The 21,294-nt window shown below is 64.8% G+C and carries 28 protein-coding genes and 1 pseudogene; 14 read left to right on the top strand and 15 right to left on the bottom strand.

The genetic code is table 11. The features are described from left to right. The first annotated feature begins 8 nt into the window (after positions 1-8). Both FJ546_RS12830 and arsK read left to right on the top strand, forming a co-directional pair. Positions 9-329 (top strand): metalloregulator ArsR/SmtB family transcription factor, encoded by a 321-nt coding sequence (locus tag FJ546_RS12830; RefSeq protein ID WP_140889668.1) that lies wholly within the window; start codon positions 9-11, stop codon positions 327-329. Positions 330-376: 47 nt separating this feature from the next. After that, complete coding sequence (gene arsK / locus FJ546_RS12825) at positions 377-1,672, top strand: arsenite efflux MFS transporter ArsK (RefSeq protein ID WP_140889667.1); 1,296 nt, start codon at positions 377-379, stop codon at positions 1,670-1,672. Here arsK and FJ546_RS12820 read toward each other — a convergent pair. Then, positions 1,636-2,262 carry a class I SAM-dependent methyltransferase gene (locus FJ546_RS12820; protein WP_140889666.1) on the bottom strand — a complete coding sequence of 209 codons (627 nt, stop codon included), beginning with the start codon at positions 2,260-2,262 and terminating at the stop codon, positions 1,636-1,638. The genes arsK and FJ546_RS12820 overlap by 37 nt on opposite strands. Before the next feature lie 141 nt (positions 2,263-2,403). Next, positions 2,404-3,234 (bottom strand): helix-turn-helix transcriptional regulator, encoded by an 831-nt coding sequence (locus tag FJ546_RS12815; protein WP_140889665.1) that lies wholly within the window; start codon positions 3,232-3,234, stop codon positions 2,404-2,406. A gap of 78 nt (positions 3,235-3,312) precedes the next feature. On the opposite strand from FJ546_RS12815, the gene FJ546_RS12810 reads away from it, so the two are divergent. Next, on the top strand, positions 3,313-4,197 hold the full coding sequence (locus FJ546_RS12810; RefSeq protein WP_140889664.1) for an SDR family oxidoreductase: 885 nt from the start codon (positions 3,313-3,315) through the stop codon (positions 4,195-4,197). Between the two features lie 12 nt (positions 4,198-4,209). On the opposite strand, the gene FJ546_RS12805 is transcribed toward FJ546_RS12810, so the two are convergent. Then, positions 4,210-4,908 carry a RibD family protein gene (locus FJ546_RS12805; protein WP_140889663.1) on the bottom strand — a complete coding sequence of 233 codons (699 nt, stop codon included), beginning with the start codon at positions 4,906-4,908 and terminating at the stop codon, positions 4,210-4,212. Between the two features lie 371 nt (positions 4,909-5,279). Between FJ546_RS12805 and FJ546_RS12800 the strand changes: the two genes are divergently transcribed. The 4 genes from FJ546_RS12800 to FJ546_RS12780 all read left to right on the top strand — a co-directional run bounded on the left by FJ546_RS12800 (position 5,280) and on the right by FJ546_RS12780 (position 10,500). Then, the gene (locus FJ546_RS12800; RefSeq protein ID WP_140889662.1) at positions 5,280-6,227 is read left to right on the top strand and encodes a substrate-binding domain-containing protein; all 948 of its coding nucleotides are present in this window, start codon (positions 5,280-5,282) and stop codon (positions 6,225-6,227) included. Positions 6,228-6,321: 94 nt separating this feature from the next. Then, the gene (locus FJ546_RS12795) at positions 6,322-7,905 is read left to right on the top strand and encodes a sugar ABC transporter ATP-binding protein (RefSeq protein WP_140889661.1); all 1,584 of its coding nucleotides are present in this window, start codon (positions 6,322-6,324) and stop codon (positions 7,903-7,905) included. Beyond that, positions 7,902-8,918 carry an ABC transporter permease gene (locus FJ546_RS12790; RefSeq protein WP_038648308.1) on the top strand — a complete coding sequence of 339 codons (1,017 nt, stop codon included), beginning with the start codon at positions 7,902-7,904 and terminating at the stop codon, positions 8,916-8,918. The genes FJ546_RS12795 and FJ546_RS12790 overlap by 4 nt, the downstream gene beginning before the upstream one ends. 292 nt (positions 8,919-9,210) lie before the next feature. Then, the gene (locus FJ546_RS12780) at positions 9,211-10,500 is read left to right on the top strand and encodes a hypothetical protein (RefSeq protein WP_140889660.1); all 1,290 of its coding nucleotides are present in this window, start codon (positions 9,211-9,213) and stop codon (positions 10,498-10,500) included. 90 nt (positions 10,501-10,590) lie between these two features. Here the strand turns inward: FJ546_RS12780 and FJ546_RS12775 are convergent, their stop codons facing one another. The 4 genes from FJ546_RS12775 to FJ546_RS12760 all read right to left on the bottom strand — a co-directional run bounded on the left by FJ546_RS12775 (position 10,591) and on the right by FJ546_RS12760 (position 12,811). Continuing rightward, entirely contained in the window at positions 10,591-11,166 is a 576-nt protein-coding gene (locus FJ546_RS12775; protein ID WP_140889659.1) for a hypothetical protein, read from the bottom strand. Beyond that, positions 11,163-11,768, bottom strand: a complete 606-nt coding sequence (locus FJ546_RS12770) for a hypothetical protein (RefSeq protein WP_140889658.1) — start codon at positions 11,766-11,768, stop codon at positions 11,163-11,165. Before FJ546_RS12770 ends, FJ546_RS12775 begins: the two co-directional genes overlap by 4 nt. Then, positions 11,765-12,295 (bottom strand): hypothetical protein, encoded by a 531-nt coding sequence (locus FJ546_RS12765; RefSeq protein WP_246686826.1) that lies wholly within the window; start codon positions 12,293-12,295, stop codon positions 11,765-11,767. The genes FJ546_RS12770 and FJ546_RS12765 overlap by 4 nt, the downstream gene beginning before the upstream one ends. Positions 12,296-12,448: 153 nt before the next feature. Next, positions 12,449-12,811, bottom strand: a complete 363-nt coding sequence (locus tag FJ546_RS12760) for a hypothetical protein (RefSeq protein WP_140889656.1) — start codon at positions 12,809-12,811, stop codon at positions 12,449-12,451. Positions 12,812-12,983: 172 nt separating this feature from the next. Between FJ546_RS12760 and FJ546_RS12755 the strand changes: the two genes are divergently transcribed. Then, entirely contained in the window at positions 12,984-13,286 is a 303-nt protein-coding gene (locus FJ546_RS12755; RefSeq protein ID WP_140889655.1) for a hypothetical protein, read from the top strand. A 47-nt stretch (positions 13,287-13,333) separates the two neighbouring features. Here FJ546_RS12755 and FJ546_RS12750 read toward each other — a convergent pair whose 3' ends face one another. Continuing rightward, positions 13,334-14,038: a helix-turn-helix transcriptional regulator gene (locus FJ546_RS12750; protein WP_095776039.1), complete on the bottom strand. Its 705-nt coding sequence runs from the start codon at positions 14,036-14,038 to the stop codon at positions 13,334-13,336. Positions 14,039-14,112: 74 nt separating this feature from the next. Here FJ546_RS12750 and FJ546_RS12745 point away from each other — a divergent pair, with 74 nt between their 5' ends. Both FJ546_RS12745 and FJ546_RS12740 read left to right on the top strand, forming a co-directional pair. After that, a complete protein-coding gene (locus FJ546_RS12745) occupies positions 14,113-14,490 on the top strand; it encodes a hypothetical protein (RefSeq protein ID WP_246686825.1) in 378 nt (125 codons plus the stop codon). A 129-nt stretch (positions 14,491-14,619) separates the two neighbouring features. After that, complete coding sequence (locus FJ546_RS12740; protein WP_140889653.1) at positions 14,620-15,285, top strand: GcrA family cell cycle regulator; 666 nt, start codon at positions 14,620-14,622, stop codon at positions 15,283-15,285. 2 nt (positions 15,286-15,287) lie between these two features. Here the strand turns inward: FJ546_RS12740 and FJ546_RS12735 are convergent, their stop codons facing one another. Beyond that, positions 15,288-15,614: a DUF982 domain-containing protein gene (locus FJ546_RS12735; protein ID WP_179301167.1), complete on the bottom strand. Its 327-nt coding sequence runs from the start codon at positions 15,612-15,614 to the stop codon at positions 15,288-15,290. Positions 15,615-15,689: 75 nt separating this feature from the next. Beyond that, entirely contained in the window at positions 15,690-15,971 is a 282-nt protein-coding gene (locus FJ546_RS12730) for a DUF982 domain-containing protein (RefSeq protein ID WP_140889651.1), read from the bottom strand. 80 nt (positions 15,972-16,051) lie between these two features. Between FJ546_RS12730 and FJ546_RS12725 the strand changes: the two genes are divergently transcribed. Genes FJ546_RS12725 through FJ546_RS12715 form a run of 3 tightly spaced genes read left to right on the top strand, consistent with a single transcriptional unit; the run spans position 16,052 to position 17,597 of the window. After that, positions 16,052-16,726 (top strand): DUF1376 domain-containing protein, encoded by a 675-nt coding sequence (locus FJ546_RS12725; RefSeq protein ID WP_140889650.1) that lies wholly within the window; start codon positions 16,052-16,054, stop codon positions 16,724-16,726. After that, positions 16,647-16,952 carry a hypothetical protein gene (locus FJ546_RS12720; protein WP_140889649.1) on the top strand — a complete coding sequence of 102 codons (306 nt, stop codon included), beginning with the start codon at positions 16,647-16,649 and terminating at the stop codon, positions 16,950-16,952. Before FJ546_RS12725 ends, FJ546_RS12720 begins: the two co-directional genes overlap by 80 nt. A gap of 51 nt (positions 16,953-17,003) precedes the next feature. Further along, positions 17,004-17,597, top strand: coding sequence for a DUF6456 domain-containing protein (locus FJ546_RS12715; protein ID WP_140889648.1), 594 nt, complete (start codon positions 17,004-17,006; stop codon positions 17,595-17,597). Between the two features lie 81 nt (positions 17,598-17,678). Here the strand turns inward: FJ546_RS12715 and FJ546_RS12710 are convergent, their stop codons facing one another. The 3 genes from FJ546_RS12710 to vsr are packed head-to-tail and all read right to left on the bottom strand — an operon-like array spanning position 17,679 to position 20,015. Beyond that, positions 17,679-18,422, bottom strand: coding sequence for a GIY-YIG nuclease family protein (locus FJ546_RS12710; RefSeq protein WP_140889647.1), 744 nt, complete (start codon positions 18,420-18,422; stop codon positions 17,679-17,681). Beyond that, positions 18,419-19,600, bottom strand: coding sequence for a DNA cytosine methyltransferase (locus tag FJ546_RS12705; RefSeq protein WP_140889646.1), 1,182 nt, complete (start codon positions 19,598-19,600; stop codon positions 18,419-18,421). The genes FJ546_RS12710 and FJ546_RS12705 overlap by 4 nt, the downstream gene beginning before the upstream one ends. Position 19,601: 1 nt before the next feature. Then, positions 19,602-20,015: a DNA mismatch endonuclease Vsr gene (gene vsr, locus FJ546_RS12700; protein WP_140889645.1), complete on the bottom strand. Its 414-nt coding sequence runs from the start codon at positions 20,013-20,015 to the stop codon at positions 19,602-19,604. 98 nt (positions 20,016-20,113) lie between these two features. On the opposite strand from vsr, the pseudogene FJ546_RS31205 reads away from it, so the two are divergent. After that, positions 20,114-20,260: pseudogene (locus tag FJ546_RS31205) on the top strand (hypothetical protein); the annotation flags it as partial. Positions 20,261-20,345: 85 nt separating this feature from the next. Here FJ546_RS31205 and FJ546_RS12695 read toward each other — a convergent pair. Together FJ546_RS12695 and FJ546_RS12690 are read right to left on the bottom strand one after the other, a co-directional pair. After that, a complete protein-coding gene (locus tag FJ546_RS12695) occupies positions 20,346-20,657 on the bottom strand; it encodes a hypothetical protein (RefSeq protein WP_140889644.1) in 312 nt (103 codons plus the stop codon). Positions 20,658-20,887: 230 nt separating this feature from the next. Next, the gene (locus FJ546_RS12690; protein WP_140889643.1) at positions 20,888-21,109 is read right to left on the bottom strand and encodes an alkylphosphonate utilization protein; all 222 of its coding nucleotides are present in this window, start codon (positions 21,107-21,109) and stop codon (positions 20,888-20,890) included. Positions 21,110-21,294: the final 185 nt, after the last annotated feature.

Below are 21,294 nucleotides of genomic sequence, written 5' to 3'. Positions count from 1 at the left end.
CTATTTCCATGAAACTCGAACAAGCGGCGAAGCAGCTGGAAGCGCTCGGCAATCCGACGCGGCTGAAGCTTTATCGTATCCTGGTCCGGGCCGGCGAAGCGGGCCGGCCTGTCGGTTATCTTCAGGAAAGCCTCGCCATCGCCGCCTCGACGCTGTCGCACCATCTGCACCGGCTGATCCTGACCGGGCTGGTCAGCCAGGAGCGGCAGGCGACGACGCTGATCTGCCGCGCCAACTATCCCATGATGAACGATCTCATCGGCTTCCTGGCCGACGAATGCTGCGCCGATGCCGCCTGCAATCCGGCCGCGGGTGACGCGGCCGCCTGAATTTTTGCCTGTTATTTCGATAATGCCGGCAAGATGGAAGCCGCCGAGTGAGCGACGCCAAGATTCCTGCCTCCGCCATCTGGGCGCTGGGCGCCACGCAGATCGTCGGCTACGGCACGCTCTATTACAGCTACAGCATCCTGGCGCCGGCGGTGGCGGCGGAACTCGCCTGGTCGCAGCGATGGGTGTTCGCCGTGCTGTCTATGTCGCTGCTGGCAAGCGCCATCCTGGCGCCGTTCGCGGGCAGCCTGGCGGACCGGGTCGGGGCGGGGCGCCTGATGGTGCCGGGATCGCTGGCGGCGGCGGGCGCGTTGCTGTTGTGCGCGCTGGCGCCCGGGCGCGCCGGCTTTGCCATAGGCGTGCTGGCCATGGAACTCGCCTCCTGCTTCGTCCTCTACAGCACGGCCTTCGTCGCCATCGTACAGCTCGGCGGTGCGCGGCGCGGCATCACCCATCTCACCTTGATCGCCGGCTTCGCCTCGACCCTGTTCTGGCCGCTGACGACGCTGCTGCACCAGCATCTAGGCTGGCGAGACGTTCTCGTTCTCTTCGCCGCGCTCAACGCTTTTGTCTGCCTGCCGATCCATTGGTGGCTGGCCCGGCTTTCCAGCCGTGTCGGCAAGGCGCGGGAGAGGATCGTTCCGGTCACGGCGAGCCTGTCGGCGCCAGCGCCCGGCCGGCGATGGTCGCTCCTGTTCGTCCTGGTGCTGGCCGGCTTTGCCATAGAGGGCTTCATGCTCTCGGCGATCCTCGTGCAGATGGTGCCGCTGCTCACTTTGGTCGGCCTCGGCGGCGCCTCGGTGCTGGTCGCCAGCCTGTTCGGCCCGTCGCAAGTGGCGAGCCGGCTGGTCAACATGCTGTTCGGCCGCGGCCTGTCGCAGACCTCGCTGGCGCTCGGTGCGACCGCCGCACTGGCCGGCGGTCTTGCGGTGCTGCTGATGGTGGCGCCCTCCGTTCCCGGCGCCATGCTGTTTGCCGTGCTTTTCGGCTTCGGCTCGGGCCTGATGAGCATTGTCGGCGGCACGCTGCCGCTCGAATTGTTCGGCCAGGAACGCTACGGCGCCCATGTCGGCTGGATCACGGCGGCGCGCCAGTTCAGCTCCGCCTTCGCCCCTTTCGGCCTGACCCTGATGATATCGGGCCTCGGCGTTTTCCCGGCCCTGTGGCTGAACGTCGTGGTCGGCCTGTTCGGCATCGCCGCCTTCGCCGCCGTCGCGCTGATCAGCCGGCAATCGCGCAAGGGTGAAAAGGGCGGCGTGGCCGAAGCGGCTGCGCCAGGCGCGGACAGTCTTACAGCAGCGCCGGATTACATGTCAGGTGCTCGTCTGAAAACGCTGAACTGAAAGGACTGAGAGGAGCCCCATGGCGTCAGATGCAGATGGTCGAGCGTGCGAACAAGTGCAAAGCCGGATCCAAGGACTTGGGCGAGCTTGCTTGCATCGTATCGTTGAACGGGCAGGCCGCTGCATTTCTCCGGCCCGTCGAGCGCGAACGTCGCGATAATCGCGCAGCCATTTGGTGCGAGTGCCCGCCTGAGTGTGAAGAGGTAAGCGTCACGATCCGCTTCTTCGACCATGAAATGGAAGGCAGCCCTGTCATGCCAGACATCGTAAAACCGCCTCGGCGACCAGGTGCGAATGTCAGCAACGATCCAATCGATGTGCCCGCCTGTCCCAGCCAGCCGACCGCGAGCCGCCGTGATCGCCGTAGCAGACAGATCCAGGACAGTGACGTCCTCAAAGTGCTGTTCTTGAAGATTATCCACCAGTCGAGAGGCGCCGCCCCCCACGTCGACGATGGCAGAGCTGCGCTCGGCAATCTCTTTGATCAACGAAAGCGAGGGCTCGGGATTATCTTGGAACCAACTGACGCCGTCCTCGCGCTTCGATTCATATGTTGCGTTCCAGTGCAACTGCGATGCCTCTTTCTCCATCGGGCCGGCCCTCACTTTTGGTGACACCGTCCAGCATATCAGTCGCGGTGGCCGGCCGGGGATCAATTTGTGGAAGCACGATTGTTCAGACCGGCAAGGATTGATCCAGCAGGCGCTGTTCCATCGCAGCGGCGCCGGTCTTTACCTCGGGAGCTTGGCCAAAGCGCGGATGCGGTCGGCGACCATGCCGTCGACCGGGTTGTAGACGGTCAGGTTCAAATCCGGCCGGCCGTCGACCGCGAAGGATGAATATTCCAGCTCGATATCACCCAGTTCCGGATGCTTCAGGCGCTTTGTCCCGTCGCCATGGGCGAGCACGTCGTTCTCCTGCCACAGCGTGGCGAACTCGGCGCTGCCGCTGCACAGTTCGTCCACCAGCTGGGTGACCTCGGAGACCGCGCCGGCACGCGCCGCATCGGCTCGGAACGCGCCGACCACGAAACGGGCAAGGTTTTCCCAATCGTGCTGCTTGGCGCGGATGTGGGGCGTGAGGAACATGAAGCGCAATATGTTGCGCCGGTCGGCGGGGATGGTGCCGTAGTCGGTCAGCACGATCTCGGCGGCGCGGTTCCAGGCGATGACATCCCAGGTGGCGGTCTTGACCAAAGCGGGGCTGGCCTCGAGCGTGTCGATCAGGCGCTGCAGCCGGGGGCTGACGCCCTCGTCGCCCCGGTAGCGGACCTCGGGCGGACGGCCGAGCCCGAGCATGAAGAGATGTTCGCGCTCCGCCTCGGTCAAAAGCAGCCCCTTGGCGATGCGGTTCAGCACATCGGCCGAAGGCGCGCCGCCACGGCCCTGTTCCAGCCATGTGTACCAGGTCGGGCTGATGTTGGCGCGCTGGGCGACCTCTTCGCGGCGCAGCCCCGGCGTGCGCCGGCGCCCGGAAAAGCCGAACGAGGCGGGATCGAGCCGGGTGCGGCGGTCTTTCAGGAAGGCAGCGAGCGAACCGGGGGTGGGCATCCTGTTAGCCATTATACCACGATAAGATCACTACTTTAATGGAATAATAGACCGAGGATACTGCGCGGGCAACTGTGCAGGAGATTTTGCATGCGTATCTTTTTGACCGGCGCCACCGGCTTCATCGGCTCGGCGCTCGTTCCCGAACTCATCCAGGCCGGCCATCAGGTGATCGGCGTCACCCGCTCCGATGCCGGCGCCGACGCGCTGGCGGCCGCGGGCGCCGAAGTGCATCGCGGAACCCTCGAGGAACCGACAAGCCTGCGCAGCGGCGCGGCGAAGGCGGATGCCGTGATCCACACCGCCTTCGACCATGATTTTTCGCGCTTTGCCGAGAATTGCGAAAAGGACGCCCGAGTCATCGCGGCGCTCGGCGAGGCGCTCGCCGGATCCGACCGGCCGCTGGTCATCACGTCGGGCGTCGGCGTGGGCAGCCCCGGACATGGCCAGCTGGCGGTCGAGGACGTCTTCAACGCCAGCCACCCCAATCCGCGCATCGCCTCGGAACTCGCCGGCAATGCCTTGCTGGAGGCCGGCATCAATTTGTCGGTCATGCGCCTGCCGCAGGTCCACAATCCGGTCAAGCAGGGGCTGATCACGCCGTTCATCGAGATCGCGCGCCAAAAGGGCGTCTCGGCCTATGTCGGCGAAGGCCGCAACCGCTATTCGGCGGGGCATCTCTCCGACGCCGCGCGGCTCTACCGGCTTGCCGTCGAAAAGCGCCAGCCGGGCGCGCGCTATCACGCGGTCGGCGAGGAAGGCGTCGAGGTGCGCGCCATCGCCGAGGCGCTTGGCCGGGGCCTGAAATTGCCCGTCGTCTCGATCGTGCCGGAAAAGGCGGCGGAGCATTTCGGCTGGATGGGAATGTTCGCCCCCATGGACCTGCCGGCCTCCAGCGCGCTGACCCAGGCACGGCTCGGCTGGCACCCGACCGGCCCGACGCTGATCGCCGATCTCGACGCCATGCGCTATTGATGGGCTGCGGCCTCAGCCAGGGCTGACGGCGTAGCGCAAATGGATGAGCCCATGCGCCAGCGTTTTGCAGTCTGTCAACGACAGCTGCATCTTGCCGGCGAGGCCGCTTTCGCCGAACTCGACAAAACCCTGGTTTCGCGCCCGCGCATCGAGCGCGGGCGCGACCAGAAGGCTGAGTTCATCGACAAGCCCCGCCGCGAAGAAGGAGCCGTTGATGCCGGCGCCGCCTTCGAGCAGCAGCCGGCGGATTGCGAGTTCCCGCCCAAGCACTTCGAGCATGGCGGCGAGATCGATCTCGGCCGTTTCCGACACGATATAGGACACGCCGTCGGCGGCGAGCTCGGCCAGATGGCTGTCGGAGACGTCACGCCCGAGCAGCACCACGACATGGTCGCCGCCGACATCCGGCTTGGCGAAGTGGAGCCTGCCGGAGGCATCGAGCGCCACGGCATAGGTGCCCGCGTCGCGTTGCGCGAAATGATGCGGCCGCTCGACCTTGCCGATCTGCGCCGGTGGGTGCGCGCCGGCCTTGCTCATCTCGGCCATGGTGACGCGGCCGACGATCCAGGCGTCGCCCTGGAGATCGCCGTGGATCTGCTCATAGAGGCCTGACCACTCGGCCCGGTTTCCGTCCGGGCTCGTGGTGTAGCGGCTCGGATGAAGACCGCCGTCGAGCGAGGCGAGCATATGGCAGATGACGTGCGGCTTCATGGTTTCTCCAGGGAAGGACTGATCTTCGGGAAGGACTGAGCTTCAGGAATGACTGAGCTTCAGGAATGACTCGGGGGTCAAACTAGGGCCGCGGCCCCGGAATGGAAGCAGGGCAGGTCGGTTTGGCCAAAATTCCGACAATTCCGATAATTCGCCCTCAGCGCTGTTATATCGATGTTGCACAAATGGTTGACCCTGGGTTAGCATCCCGTGGCTGATGCCGATGGGAGGCAGTTTTGCAACGGCGATCAGCTGGAGCGGCATGCGCTGTTCTGCGCAAGGAGGATGCTCCAACACTTTGAACCGACGCATGATCCTTCCTGAAACCGTCCCGGTTTCCGGGGCGTGCGTTCTTGTGGAGGAGATCAACCATGAACAGACGTGAGTTCCTGATGACGTCCGTGGCCGCGGGCGCCATGATGCTGGCCGCACCTTCGGCGTTCGCCGAGGATAAGCTCACCATCCTTGGTTCGGTGCCCAATCTCGGCTTTCCGTTCTTCGTGCACATGCTGAACGAGATCAAGGCCGAAGCGCAGGCCCAGGGCGTCAACCTGACCGAAAGCGACGGACAGAATTCGGCCACCAAGCAGACCGCCGACATCGAGGCGGCGCTGGTGCAGAAGGTCAACGCCATCGTGATTTCGCCGCTCGACGTCAACGCGCTGGCGCCTGCCATCGAGGAAGCGGTCAAGGCCGGCGTTCCCGTGGTGACGATCGACCGCCGTGTCGACGGTGTCCAGGGCATTCTCGCCCATGTCGGCGCCGACAACGTCAAGGGCGGCGAGGCGGAGGCGCAGGCCATGGTGGCGGCGTTTCCCAACGGCGCCAAGCTGTTCCATCTGCAGGGCCAGCCGGGTGCCGGTCCGGCGATCGACCGCAACAAGGGCGTGCACAATGTGCTCGATCCCCTGAAGGACAAGTACCATATCATCTTCGAACAGACCGCCAACTTCGCCCGCGCCGAGGCGCTGTCGGTGACGGAAGCCGGGCTCGCCGCCAATGGCAAGCCGGACGCCATCATCTGCGCCAATGACGACATGGCGCTCGGTGCGCTCGAAGCCTGCGCGGCGCGCAACTTCACCGACGTCAAGATCTACGGCTTCGACGCGCTGCCGGAAGCGCTGGTTGCCGTGCGCGACGGCAAGCTCGCCGGCACGGTCGAACAGTTCCCCGGCCAGCAGTCGCGCACCGCCGTGCAGATCGCTGTCGCCTACGCCAAGAACAAGACCGAGCCGAAGGAGAAGCTGGTGCTTTTGACGCCAATCGTCATCGGCAAGGACAATCTCGACAAGGCCGAGAGGTTGAGCGAGACGAAGTAGAACTTGGCGGAGACGGGCTCATTGGCAAGGCTGGCGGGACAGCGCGCCGAAGGCGGGCGCGTTCCCGCCACTTACCGCAATACGGGAGCAACCCTTGCCAGCTGAAGCCGCGCCCGTCCTGCTTGCCGTCGAGGGCGTCACCAAGCATTTCGCCGGCGTGACCGCGCTGAGCGACGTCTCGCTCGACATCCGCCCCGGCGAAATCCTCGGCCTGCTCGGCGAAAACGGCGCGGGAAAATCGACGCTGCTCAAAATCCTGTCGGGCGTCATGCCGCCGTCCAGCGGGCGCATCATTTTCGACGGCGCCGAATACGCGCCGTCCAGCCCGCAGGACGCCAAGCGGCTCGGCATCGTCACCATCTACCAGGAACTCAGCCTGATCCCGACGCTGACGGTGGCGGAGAATATTTTCATCGGCCGCGCGCCGGTCGGGCCACTGGGGCTGGTGAGCTGGCGGCGCATGGAACAGGATTCCCGCGACATCATCGCCCGCGTCGGCCTTTCCATCGATCCGATGACGCCGGTCTCGGCGCTGTCGGTGGCCGAGCAGCAGCTGGTCGAGATCGCCCGCGCGCTGTCGCTCAAGAGCCGGCTGATCATCATGGACGAGCCGACCTCGGCGCTGACCGAGACCGAGGTGCAGCGGCTGTTGTCGATCATGGGCCGGCTGCGCCAGGACAAGGTCGCCATCATGTTCGTCACCCACCGGCTGGAGGAGGCCTCGGCCATCTGCGACCGCATGACGGTGCTGCGCGACGGCCGGCTGGCCGGGCATCTCGACCGCGACAAGGGACGGCCGATCCAGTTGCCGCGGATCATCGAGAAGATGGTCGGCCGTGCCGCTTCCGAACTCTATGCACGGCCGGTGCAGCGCGCGGTGGCCGGCGATGTCGTGCTGTCGGTGCGCGGCCTGCGCACCGTGCGCGACCCCGAGGCGCCGCATGCCATCGTGCTCGACGGCGTCGACATCGACGTCAAGGCCGGCGAAATCCTCGGCGTCGCCGGGCTTGTCGGCTCGGGCCGCACGGAGCTGGCGCGCGCCATTTTCGGCGCCGACCGCATCGCCGCCGGAACCATCACGCTCGACGGCAGACAGATCGCGCCGGCCTCACCGGCGGATGCCATCGCGCTCGGCATCGGCCTGGTGCCGGAGGACCGCAAGCACCAGGCGATCTTTGCCGCGCTCGGCATCCTGCCCAATTTCTCCGTCGCTTCGCTCGGCACATTCAGCAACGGCTTCGGCTTCATGGCCGAGCGGCGCGAGCGCGACGCGCTGTCGGGCTTCAGGAAAATGCTGTCGATCCGCATGGCCTCGGCCGAGCAGGCGATCGAGGGCCTGTCGGGCGGCAACCAGCAGAAGGTCATCCTGGCGCGCTGGCTGGCGCGTGACCCGAAAGTGCTGATCGTCGACGAGCCGACGCGCGGCGTCGATGTCGGCGCCAAGGCGGAGGTGCATCAGATCCTGGTGCAACTGGCGGCGCGCGGCATCGCGGTGATGATGATCTCGTCCGAACTGCCCGAAGTGCTGGCGGTGTCGGACCGCATTGTCACCATGCGCAGGGGCCGCATCACCGGGGAGATGCCGGGCGTCGAGGCAAACGAGGAAAAACTGATGGAACTGATGGCGCTCGACAGCCAAGATGCGCTTGGGCAGGATGCGGAGGATCAGGCACGATGAGCATCGCCGAAGAGCAGAGCCAGCGCGGCGGCGCGACGATCGCGCGGCTGCTGATGAGTTTCGGGCCGCTGCTGTTCCTGGCTGCGCTGGTCGTCGTCTTCACCGTTTTGAAGCCGAGCTTCATCGACCCGATCAATCTGTTCAACATCACGCGGCAGATCTCGATCACCGGGCTGATCGCGCTCGGCATGACCTTCGTCATCCTCACCGCCGGCATCGACCTGTCGGTCGGCTCGCTGCTGGCCTTCTGCGGCATGGTCGCCGCCGTCGTCGCCAAGGGCGGTGCGGCCAACACGCTGTCGCTGTCGACCTCAGGCACGCAGGGCTATGGCTGGTTCGCGGCGCTGCTCGCAGCCGTCATCGTCGGCGCCGCCGCCGGCGGCGTGCAGGGGCTTGCCATCACCCGACTGAAAGTGCCGCCCTTCGTCGTCACGCTGGGCGGGCTGACGGTGTTTCGCGGGCTGACGCTGACCATCTCCAATGGCGGCCCGATCTCCGGATTCGACGCCTCGATGCGCTGGTTCGGCACGGGGCTGATCGGCCCGGTGCCGGTGCCGGCGATCATCTTCGCCATCGCCGCGATCCTGTGCCACATCGTGCTGCGCTACACCCGCTATGGCCGCGCCGTCTATGCCGTTGGCGGCAATGCAGAGGCGGCACGGCTCTCGGGCCTGCGCGTCGACCGCATCCTTGTCTCGGTCTATGTCATCGTCGGCTTCTTCGCCGGGCTCGCCGCCTTCGTGCTGTCGGCGCGGCTCAATTCCTCGGAAGCGGTCGCCGGCATCGGCTACGAGCTGACGGTCATTTCCGCCGTCGTCATCGGCGGCACCTCGCTGTTCGGCGGCATCGGCTCGGTCGGCGGCACGGTGGTGGGCGCGGCGCTCATCGGCGTGCTGCAGAACGGGCTGCAGTTCAACAATGTCTCGTCCTACACGCAAAGCATCGTGATCGGGCTCATCCTGATCCTGGCGGTGGCGTTTGACCGGTGGCTGAAGTCGCGGGTGCGAAGGTAAGGGGCGGTCTGCGCCCACCCCCCCTCTGTCCTGCCGGACATCTCCCCCTCAAGGGGGGAGATTGCCAAGCTTTCCAGTCGCCCCGACATTTCCAAATTTGGAGATTGGCGAAACCGTTGATGACAGCCGATCTCCCCCCTTGAGGGGGAGATGTCCGGCAGGACAGAGGGGGGCGCCTCGCACCAGCACTTCTGGTCAAACCACAGCACGACCATCCATTTCCCGGCCCGGTTGCAAAACGATCACCCTTTGCTAGAAAGACCCCAGGGCGGGTGGCATCGTGAGAGACCTCATGTTTGCCGACATCATCAGGCCGATCAGCTTGAGCTTTTCGCTGCTGCGGCGCTTCTGGCCGCAGCTTGTCGCGCTGGTGTTGGCCGGGGTGCTGGCCGGCGATCTCCTGCTGCAGCTGGCGGCGAAAGTGGCGCTCGCCAATCATTTCGCCGGGCTCGCCATGCTGACGCTGGTGGCGCTGGCGCAGCTGGTGGTGACGGTGGCGATGTTCCATGTGCTGCGCCCCGGCCTGCCGCATCTCTTGGCCGCGCAGCGCGGCGCCGACAAGGCCGCGGAGGAACAGGACGCAGCCGACCGGCGCGGCTCGCGGCTGGTGCGCATGATCTCCATCGCGCTGCTGCCCTTCTTCGCCTATTACGCGGCCTGGGGGTTCCTCGGCGATATCGTGCGGCAATATTCGCGCGCCACGCTCGACCAGGCCGATTTCGGCCAGGCCGGAAATGTGCTCGACGTGCTGGATTCGCGCTGGCTGCTGATCTCGGTGGCGGTGTCCTGGCTGATCCGGCGGCTGGCCAAGTTCATGCAGACCAAGACCAAGACCGCGTCGTTCTGGCAGATCGTGGTGGTGATCTGCGAGACCAACTGGATCTTCGTCGGTCTCTATGTGATCAGCCGCTGGAAGGACACGGCGCTGCAATGGCTGATGAGCCGCTCCTTCTGGTCGGTGCTGCAGGCCGCCGCCGACGGGCTGGCGAGCCCGGTGCCGGTGGCGAACGCGGCCCCGATGGTGCCGGTCGAAATCACTTCGATCGCGCCGTCGACGGTGGCCGTCAACCTGTTCTTCTACATGCTCCTGCCACTGATCTGGCTGGTCATGGCGGCGCTGATCTATGGCTATGACGTGCGCGACGATGCCGCGCTGATGCGCGTGCACAATCGCGTGGAGCGCTTCGGCAAGCGCTATGCCGGCCTGCCGAAATTCCTGCGCGACTTCGTCGAGCATTTCATCGCCGGCTACCGCTCGCGCTATCTGCCGATCGCCAATGGCGTGCGGCTGACGGTGAGTTCCAGCCTGCTGCTTCTGTGCACGCTGATCGTCGGCTATCGCCTCATCGATTGGGGCGCGGCCTGGCTGTGGCTCGGCGCGACGCGGCTGATCGGGCCGCACGAACTCGATGTCTGGCAGATTTTCTCGCACGGCGTGACGCTGCTGTTCGGCAGCCCGTTCCAGGATTCCTCCACCGGCATTTTGATCGAGCCGATCAGGATATGTTTTCTGACCGCCGTGCTGGAGACGGCGTTTTCGCTGTCGAAAGGGGCGGCTGGGACAGTCGAAGCACCCAAGTAGAGGGTTTCTTGTCGGCGCTGGCCTTGCAGAACGTGGGTTCCTCGCCCCCACGTCCGTGGGGCGAGGAACCCAAGTCCTGAGAGGGCTGCTCTATTTCGGCGGCCGATGAAAGCGCAGAAACCAGGGCCGCTCGCTGCCAAGCCCGACCGCCGGGCGAATTGTTTTCACCGCATCCTCCGGCACAATAAAAGTGTCGCCGATGGTGATGGTGTCGCCGTTCCTGGCGCCGGAGAAGATCGCCGAGGTGCAGTTCATCACACCCGCCGGCAGGCTGACGCCGCTGATGACATCCGGCAGCCAGCGGCGCCCGGAGGCGTCGGTCAGCATCAGCTTGCAGCCCAGCCACCGCTTTTGCAAGTCGGGGTCGCCTATCTTGACCGAGAACGTGGCGATGACGGCGAAGGCGTGGTCGGGCAGGCGGCCGGCCTTGCCGCCGCGCAGATCCGCCAGTTTCCAGTCGCTGCCGCCGAACGGCACCGACTGGCCGAAATCGACATCCCGGGCGATCAGGTCCTCGCCGTGCAGCCATTCACGCAGGCTGTCATGGCTGGTCTCGGCCAGCGTCAGCGGCAGCAGGATGGCAAGCGCCACCAGGCTGCGCCGCCGCCATTTTTTCTCGGGCTGCCGGTCTTCGCGGGCGATCGGTCCGGTAGAAACGGCGCTCATGACTTGCCTTGAGGCGTCTGGGCCTGCGGGGCATCGAGGTCGTACTCCGGCAGCACATCCGCCGGCTGGCCGTCGGCGCTTGTCGGCACCCCATCGAGGCTGATGCGCGCCTGGGCGTCGAGCGGGCCGAACTGGCGCGCTGCTATCAGCAGGCTGGCGCCGCGGATCTGGTCGGGCGGTATTTCGAACACGAACAGGCCGCGCTTCTCCAGGCCTGGATCGACGCCGTGCGGCGGCATGTCCTGGCGGTAGCCGAGCCGCTCCGTCTGGTGGTAGCGCAGCCCGGTCGGGCCTTGCCAGGTGCCGTCGGCAACCGTGGTGGAGGCGGCGGTGGCGGTGAGATTGGTCGACACCACCGCCCACAGGCCGCTGGTGGTCAAAAGCTTTTCCTGGCCGAACTGGTTGGTCTTGAGCTGGCGGGCAAAGACGACCTTGTCGATCCGGACATCGAAGCTGCGCGCGCGCACGGCGTCGTGCATGGCGCCATCGACCGGGATCGGCGCGGAAAGGTCGGCATAATGCGGTTTCGACACCTGCATGCCGTAGCTCAGCGCCACGGTCGCGCAGAGGATGACGAGATTGCCGAGGATGCGGATTCTCATGAGCCGGTTCCCGGCGCCAGCACGTCGGCGACCGGCAAGGTGATGGTGCCGAGCCGGTAGGGATTGAACCAGCCGGGCAAGCCATAGAGGTTGTCGCGCGGCTTGAAGATCTCGGCGGTGACGCCGAAGCTCAGGCTGGTCGGGACAGCGGCGTCGCCGGCCAGCGGCCAGACATAGGCCATGCGCTCGGTCATGCCGGGATGGAGTTCCGGCGTCAGCGTCGAATCACGGATTAGTGCGATCATCGGCATGGGGTCGGGCAAGGTGATGCCGTCGGGCTTGAAGACATCGAAATAGGCCTTGTCGGATTGCGCGGTGCGGTTGGTCATGTCGGCCTCCAGCACCAGCGCCTTCTGGCCGGGCTTCAAGAGCACGCCATAGGTCCTGGCGTGGCTGACATAGGCGCGAACCGGCTGGACGCTCCAGCGCCCGGCATCGATGGCGGTGCCGAGCGGCAATTGCGGCGGAGCGTGGGCGGGCAGGGCGCCGAAAGCGCCCATCAGACCGGCAACGAACAGCGCGGCCATGGTCCCCGCGCCGGCCGTGATCCAGGTTTGAACTTTTGAGCGGGCAGTCCCGAACATTCCAAATCATGCACGTCGAACAGCCACCCACGCACAATCTAGAAAGAAACAGAACCGATTGGAACCCGCAAATGGCTGGTCCAGCATGGCCGGTCTTCAGGCCGCTTCGCGCGCCCACAGGCGATGGCCGTAGCGGCGGAAGAAGCGGGCCACGAGACGCTGCTGCCTGGCCCGGACGAGGTCGGGCAGGCGCCGTTCCTGGCGCCAGCGCGGCATGTTGCGCCAGCAGGCGATGAAACGGGCGGTGTCCTCGATGGCCTCCTGCGCCGACAGCGCCGGGCCGATCGCCGCCAGGAACAGCGGTTCGGATTGTTTCAACTTGTCGATGACGGCTTTGCGCCGGAAATGCTCCTCGCGGGCCTGCGCGATGCCGTTGCGGCGGATCGCCTCGAAGGCTTCAAGCAGAGCAGGGCTGTCGCCGGTGTAGCCGCAGGCGCGGGCGAAATCGGCGGCATCCATCATTGCTCCCGGGTCTGGTGCGGCAGGCGACTCACGTTTGTGAGTTTTTAGAAGCATAACTCAAAATTGATAAAAGGGAAACTTTTTGAGAAGTGTTAAAACTGCGACTCGACTCCAGAGCTAAAACGCAGGATTATGCGAACAAATCAGGAACAAATGGGGTGAAGTGGCAATGGCATTGCCGGGCAGGAAACCAGTCATCGCGCATGTCGTCTCGATATCGGTCGAGTGCGCCGATTGCGGCCGCAACAGATGGTGGAAACCGGATGAACTCCGGCGTTTCGGGGTGACGGGCAGCACGCCGCTGGCGGAGCTTTCTGGCCGCATCGTCTGCTCGGCCTGCCGCGCCGACGGGCTGCCGGGCACGGCGATCTCGATCCAGGCGGCCTTCATCGACGAGCGCCAGCGCGTGCGCAGCGAAGCGCAGATGCTGAGCGAGCGCGAGGTGCTGGTGGAGGGGGCGAGGCGGGCCTGAGGGGCTGGTTCTTCCTTCTCCCGCGAGGGGAGAAGGAAAAAAGGGCCCTAATATCCCAGCAACTCCTTCAGCGGGATGACCCGCCAGACATGCTTGATCGCATAGCGGTTGAAGGTCAGCGTCTTGGGCGGATTGTACTGCTCGACCACCAGCTCGCCCGCCGTCCGCTTGACCAGCTTCTTGATGAAGGCCTTGCCGTTGCGCTCGTTTTCTTCCGGAAACGTCTCGATCACCACATGGTCGCCGGGGATCGCGTCGCGGCCGCCGCAATAGATGAGGTCGCCGGGTTCGTAGCGCGGCACCATGGAGTCGCTCAGCACATGCAGCGCGAACACCTTGGGCAGGTTGCGCACGCCCGGCGGGCGCTGGACGTAGCCGGCGGGCTCGCCGTTGAAGGTGAAGTCGCCGTCATCGCCGCCGACCGCGGCGCCCAGCACCTCGATGTCCATTGAGCCGGCTGGCATCGGGCCGGCATCGGTGACGATCTCGGCGTCGGCCACCGGGCCGGCATCGTCGAGGAAGACGACCTGCCCTTGGCCGAGCGCGACCGGGTCGACGCGCAGGAAGGCGGCGGTCTTCAGAAGGTTCTCGGTCTTGGGCAGGTTGCGGCCGGTTTCCCAATTGCCGACGGCGGCGACATCGGTGTCGTTATGCTCGGCAATGTGGCGCATGACGAGGCCGCGCTGCTTGCGCGCCTGGCGTATCGCCGCCCCGACCTTGATCGACAGTTCCGTTTTGGCCATGGCACCCATGTGAGCGATGAAAGCGGCTCTCGTCTATGAAAGAATGGCTTGCATATATTTTTGAGTTATGCTTATATCTTGCCATGCAGAACCTGTCCAGCTTTCATGGCGCGGTAGCGCCGGCCTCAAGCGAGGCAAACAAGGCGACCTATGTCGCCGCCCTTCCGTCCCGGCCGTCCTCCTCCCCGGCCGGGGCGAAGCCCGAGCGCCTTGATGCCTCGGGTCCGGCCCGCCCGTCCCTGGCGGCCGGAACGGCCGGAGCCGCCGCTCCCCTCGGCTCCGGCCCCCAATTCGACCGGCCAGTTTTGTCCGCCGGTGCGCGCTCCTGCATCAGCACGCAGGACGGCACCGTCATCCTGCTCGAACCGATGACGGGCAGGGCGGTTTCCGCTCCCGACAGGAAGACCGCCGAAGCGCGGCTGGCGCGCCTGGCCGCCGGGCACGCGATCCGCTCCGGCTGATCCGGCCCCCGAGCCGGCTCTCGCACCGAACACCCTGACCGTGGCCCGGACCGGGCCCGAACCCTGACGCCTGGCCGACGGGGCGCTCTCGAGCGCTGCCGAAGGCGGACCCCTGGATGGAGCCTGGAGATGGCAAGCTACAGCGACGCCGAACTGCAAGAGATCGCCCGCTGGCTGGAGGAGGGGCTTTCGGCCTCGAGGATCGCGGCGGCGTTCAGCGCGCTGCGCGGCAGCCCGGTGTCACGCAACGCCATCATCGGCATTGTGCACCGCAACACCATGTTGGGCGCGATCGGCTTTGCCAATGGCCGGGGGATGCCGCCGGCCGTGAGGCGAGCCGCCGGCGAGCAGGCAATGTGCAAGCCGGCGGCCGCAAAGCAGGCAAATGGCAAGGCAGTGGCGCAAAAGCGCGCCGGCGTTCATGCCGCCGAGGTCGCGCGCAGGAACAAGGCGCGGACCAGGCGCGATTCCTCGCCGGCGTGGCTGCCGCCGCGCCTGTTCGTGCGCGAGGTGGGCGTGCTGATCGCCGATGGCGAGGCGTACCGTTTCGAGGTGCCCGCGCCGCAGCGTGGACCGATCGGCCGCCAGCCGCATGGCGTGGCGATGCGCTTCATAGACTGCCTGTTCGACCGCTGCCGCGCGCCGCTCGATCTCACCGTGGAAAAGGATCCGGAGAACGACGCGCCGGGCGGCCGGCCCGGCGCCGACATGCTGTGCTGCGGCATGCGAACCAAAGCGCAGAAAAGCTATTGCAACTACCATCAGGCGCGGTTTCAACGCAGGGTCTGCGCGTGAGCCTATTTCGGTATCTGCCGGCCCTGCTTAGGCATGCGGCTTTGCACGCTGCGTGCCTCGAGCCGCATGGCCGGGCCACCTTCGGCAACCAGGATGCCGGAAACGCGGGCAAAGCCGGTGAACACCTTTATCGCGTCGGATTCGGAGATCTGCGCGGCGATCGCGGCACTGCAGGCGTTGAGCGCGCTGCGGTAGACGTGACCGCGCCGCTCGATCGGCCAGCGCTGCAGGAAATCGGCGGCATCGCTGACGCTGTCGATCTCCTCGACATGGCCTTCCAGGCTGACTTTGAGCGGCACTCCGGTTTTCAGCGTACCCACGGCGTTCACCTTCGATCTCAGCGAGACTATAAAGCTCGCGCCTATAAACGCGCAAGGCCGCCACGCGGTTGCATCGCCCCGGCGTCACGGGCCGGCGGCGGCGTCGAGCCAGTCATGCGCGCGGCTTCTCGGCTTCACCACCAAGATGCCCTGTTGCCTGGCGGCCTTGCTGAAGGCCTCGAAGGCGGTGCGCGGGCAGCAACTGCCCTCGACCGCCAGGCGGACCAGCCTTGCGGCCTCGGTATAGGCGGGTGCGGTCTTGTCGGGCCATTGGTGTCGCAATGCCGTTTCGGCGTCGGCCACCGAGCCGACCAGCATGGTCTTGTTGTTGCAAAAGCGCAGCGTAATCGGCATGAACGCCGTCATCGGCAAACCTCCCCTTGGCATCGACGCGTCATAACGTGCAGGCCGGCGGCTGGTTCCATTAGCTTGCTTGCAGGCATGGCATGAGCGAGCGGCCCTTCATGCAGCTCTACGTCTCCGATTTCGTCGGTGACACCTTGCAGCTCTCCACCGAGCAGATCGGCGCCTACATGCTCATCCTGATGGCGATGTGGAACGCCGGCGGCCGGCTGCCCGATGACGACGCCAAGCTCGCGCGGGTCGCGCGCCTTTCCCTGAAAAGATGGCGCGCCATCAGCGCCGATCTGTTGGGCTTCTTCGAGCGCCAGGCGGGCGAGATCGGCCACAAGAGGCTGACCAGGGAATTGCACAAGGCGCAGGTCAAGAGCGAGGCGAGAGCCGCCGCCGGCGCACGCGGCGGTGCCGTCACCGCCTTGAAAACAAAGGCGCATGGGGCGGCAAATGCCGGCGCTTTGCCGCGGCATTCTCCAGACTCCAGAAACCAGAGTGAAAAAGCTCCCGCTTTTTCAGGCGAAAACAACCGGCATGTTTCGGCGCAAGGAGAACGAGAGCCGTTCGGTCGCGACGGCGCGCAGCGTTCTTCATCGCGCGCGGCCAGTTCCAAGAAACCGCCCGGCTGGCAGCGGCCGAGAACCCACGCCGACGCCGCCAACGCCATCATCGAGGAGATCCGCAGCCATGACCGCAGCCGAACTGCAGCAGGCGACGAAGGCGCTGGCGGCGATGTTCTCATGCTTCCCGCAATCCGCCCTGACTGACGTCGAGATGCAGATGCGCGGCTATCTCGGCGCGGTGCGCGACGCCGAGCTTGCCGATCTGAAGGCAGCCGTCCAGCGCTTCGTCCGAGGCGAGGTGAAAAGCGGCAACGCCCAGTTCTGCCCGTCCAGCGCGCAGCTCTGCATCGAAGTGCGAGAGCGGAAAACGATGCGCGAGCTGATGGCGCGGCGGGCGGTGCAAGCGCCCGCGAATCAGGTGACGGGATGATCAGACCCTTCCATCCAAAAACACCACACGCCAACCCCAAGGAGCCACACCATGCCCAAAAAAGCCAAAGCCGCCAAACCGCAGGCGCCGAAACTGCCGAAGGGCGAGGCAGAGCAGGTGCGCATCCGTCGCGAGCTCGGCCATGATTTCGCGCTGAAGGACGACGCATTCGGCCGCAAGCGCCTGGCATCGGGCACGGCTGAAGCGCGGCGCGTCTACGCGGTGTCGAATGACGGCTACACGTCCACCGGCGGCATCGTGCGGGTGCGCAATGTCGACCCGCTCATCGGCATCACCTCGCTGTCGCGCCAGCAGCGCGAGGCCGGCCAGCGCTACCGCGAGGATTTCCAGTGCAGCCAGCAGGCGAGCGTGAAGCCGATGCGCTGGAGCGAGCGCGTCGACGGCGCGCGCCAGGGCGGCGGCATCGCCGACAGCGTGCTCGACGCCGGCCGCGCCCATGCCGCCGCCACCAGGGCGCTGGGGCATTGGGAGGTCGTGGCGGTGGTGCGACAAGTCTGCTGCGCGGGCGGCTCGATCAAGAGCCTGGCGGAACAGGCGAGCGAGGGGCGGGACGTGGTGACGAAGCTCTTGAAGGTCGGGCTGGACCTGCTGGCGGTGCATTACGGGATGATGATGGGACGGTGAGGGAGGCGCAAGGATCGATACGACTAAATATTTTCAAATAGGGCTGGTGTAGATTCAATGCGCAGCTCGACTTTGTTGTCACTAAGCCTTTGAAACGGCGATTACCTCTGCTTGAGGGTAGTCACGTTTCTCTTTATAGAGGATTATGTAACCGGGCAGGGCGGTCGCCTGCCAACCTTGAGGCAATGGTTCTACGATATGCCGGATCGCAGATCGTGTAGTTAGAGGGCCGCCCAAGGCCGCCAGCGTGGTTTTGTCGAAATCCACGTCCTCTCTCTGATAACGAAATGTGTAAGGCAACGCCTCTTTGAGCCGAGCAAGGGCGCTTGCCGTTGTCTCATCATGGTCAATGGCGAACGCCATTTCCCGGTCGATATCGATGGGAAATTTGGCGTCATAGTTTTTGGGTTTGACTTTGGTGGTGTCGCGCTGCCGACCAGGATCGTTAGAGCCGAATCCACTTCCATTCCAATCGATGGATTTTACGCCGCCATAGTGGCGAATGAGATCGGATTCCAGATCCATTGCGGTAAATACGAAGATGCGCACCGCTTTGAAGCTGACGCGCGCTGGATCAAGGCCGACACGATGCATGATCTTGCGGGCATGGCGGAAGAGGCGCTTTTGGAGCCCGGCCTCGGCGTCAGTCTTGCCGACGTATACGAGCTGGCCGTCCAGCAGCAATTGATATACCCCCTGTTCCTCGGGGACCTCCTGCAAACTTGCGCTATTGAGAGGAGCAGTATCAAGCCCGTCAAGCACCTCGATAAGCCGTGCTAACAGTGCGCCAGGAAGGTCAAATTCAAACTCGACATACCCCTTCATTTCAGAAAATCCGACCCGCCAAAGGTGAGATGACGTTTCACGCTGCGCGCGACGATGTTCGCCAGTTCCACCGGCACGGCGTTGCCGAGCTGGCGCATGGTTTCGGACCATGCACCGTGGAAACGGAAATTATCGGGAAAGGTCTGCAAGCGGGCACTTTCGCGAACGCTGAAGTAGCGCACGCTGCCATCTGGCCGCAGTAGCATGTTCTCTCCGCCGGGCACACCGTGCACGCCAGCCTTCAAGGTCTTTGCAGGTTCGTCGAGAGGACTCCCGGTATGGCCTGGATAAGAGCGCGCACCGGGCTGGAACCGATGGTTGTTGTGGTTCCTGGCTTTGCGCCCCTCATGCTCGGGATCCGGCAGGTCGCCAATCGCGTCTCGCGTTGTCCGCCAGGGTGCTGTTTCTGGTTTGCCGCCGAGACGCGCCGTACGTTCAAGATGCCGATCACCGATCGTGCGCTCGGCCCTGGGTGCTTTGTGCCGATCCCAATAGTTACCCTTGGTCTGATCCCACAGCAGCGCGTCCAGGGAATGCGTTTCCAGCGGAAAGGCCCACTTGATGTCGAGGTCGGCGCGGAAGCCGACAAAAACCACGCGCTCTCGGCGCTGCGGGATCCCATAGTTCGCCGCGTTCAACACACGATGGACGACCCGATATTCCAAGCCTGCCGGACCGCGACGGCCGGTATGGTGTTTTTCAAGCCGGCGGAGGTGGCTTTCCCAACCCTCATCGCGTTCCGCGGCGAGTTCCGGATAGGTCATTTGCAGGAGGATGTGCGAAAAGTATGTTGCGAAGGTTTCGCGGGTTAGGCCTTTCACGTTCTCGAAGATAAAGGCTCGCGGCTTTGTTTCCCGCAGCGCTCGGACGGCTTCTGGCCACATATCGCGGGAATCCGCATGAGCCCGGTGCTTGCCGCCCAGCGAGAATGGCTGACAGGGCGGTCCGCCCGTCACCAAATCGATCTTGCCTTCATGCTCACGAAAATCCACACGGCGGACGTCGCCCTCGGTCGGCTCGGGCCAATCACCAACAAGGCCGAGGCCATCGGCCCGGTTTTCACGAATGGTGTCGCAGCACCACCGATCCCACTCAACTACGGCCTGTGGCGTGAATCCGGCGCGGCTGACGCCCATGCCAAGCCCGCCAGCGCCCGCGAAAAGCTCGATCGACTTCATGCTATTCCCCCACGAACTGGCGCAGCTTGTTCTCTAATTGTTCACTCTGCCGCAATTCGCATTCCCAGACAACCAGTACGTTCCAGCCGAGCCGCTTCAAGGCTTCTTGTTTTAGGACATCGCGCTGAGCGTTCGCCGATAGTTTCGGCCCCCAGAACTCTAGCCGCGACTTTGGAAGGCGCGCGAGTCGGCACGCCGGATCGTCGTGACGATGCCAAAAGCACCCGTGAATGAAAATCGCCTTTTTGCGTTTTCCAAAAACAATGTCCGGTTTCCCGGGCAGGTCGCCACGATGGAGTCGGTAGCGATAGCCCATTCCGTGGAGCAGCCGGCGCACGACCATTTCTGGCTTCGTATCCCTGCCATGAATACGCGCCATCCGCTCGCTGCGTTCGGTGGTCGAAAGGGTGTCCACTTTCCATCGTCTCTTTGATTCGTGGGATGGTGTGGTGTTTTGCCTCGAAAGTGAAGGCCTAAGAGCGCATCGATTGATGGTGGGGGCATGTCGTGGCGGTGGTGCGACAAGTCTGCTGCGCCGGCGGCTCGATCAAGAGCCTGGCGGAGCAGACGGGCGAGGGGCGCGATGTGGTGACGAAGCTGTTGAAGGTGGGGCTCGACCTGCTGGCGGTGCACTATGGGATGATGATGGGGCACCGATAGCGGCGCCGTCATCCGGGGACAATGCGCAACCGAATGTCAAAGGGCAATCCGGCCGGCATGGGTGCCAGCCGGATCAATTCGCAAGTCAGTTCCCGCAGACGCGGACTGTTTCGATGACGCGATGGTGGTGACGCCAGTGCCTGATCACCTCGGTGCGACAGCGGTGATGGTACATGCCGTAGTAACGCGGCCGGTAGCCTTCGTCGTTATACACACTGTATCGGCCGTAGTAGCCGCCGTCGTTGTAGTCGCGATAATGATAACGATATCTGGGAGCGTAATAGTCGCCGTCATAGCCGTTGCCGATGCCAAACGTGATGCTGGCGGCATTCGCCGGTGCAATCACCGACACGGCCGAAGCAATCGCGATCACGGATGCGAGCAAGAGTTTCTTCATGACAACCTCCTCTTCAAGGTCTGCCTAATAAACGCCGCAGGCGCGGCCCTGTTCCCATGAAGCCGGTAAACCAATGTTTCTCACGGTGATGGCGACAGGCGGGGGAATGCGCTGGATCGAGCGCGTCGTCGGGATAGGCTGGTCAACCGGCAGGTCCCGCCCTTGGGGCCGCAAGGCCAATCCGGGTCGGCGAGGGCGCCGACGAAGCGCGCCCCCCGCAACTCGGCGGCTCACGCCTTTTTCAGGAATTCGGTTTTCAGCACCAGGCCCTTCACCTGCTTGGTGTTGCATTCGATCTCGCCTGGATTGCCGGTGAGGCGGATGTTCTTCACCAGCGTGCCCCGCTTGATCGTGTCCGATGTGCCCTTGACCTTCAGGTCCTTGATCAGGGTCACGGAGTCCCCCTCGTTCAACTGGCTGCCGTTGCTGTCTCTCACGATCGGGTCTGTCATGTCTTTCTCTTCTGCGCGGGGCCGGGTGAGCGCGGGCTTAGGGCTTCGACCGCAGCCTCGTCAATGCGCTGCCGGGCCAAATCGTCGGGCTGTTGCGGCAGACGCCGATGTCTCGACCTCAAACCTAAGGCGCGCCGCGTTGAAGCCGGATCCACTTTTGCGCGACATGCATTGGAGCGGGTTAT

Source organism: Mesorhizobium sp. B2-4-19, from assembly GCF_006441315.1.
Taxonomy (GTDB): domain Bacteria; phylum Pseudomonadota; class Alphaproteobacteria; order Rhizobiales; family Rhizobiaceae; genus Mesorhizobium.
The sequence above is the reverse complement of the archived record's forward strand: the minus strand, read 5'-3'. Positions and strand labels throughout refer to the sequence as shown.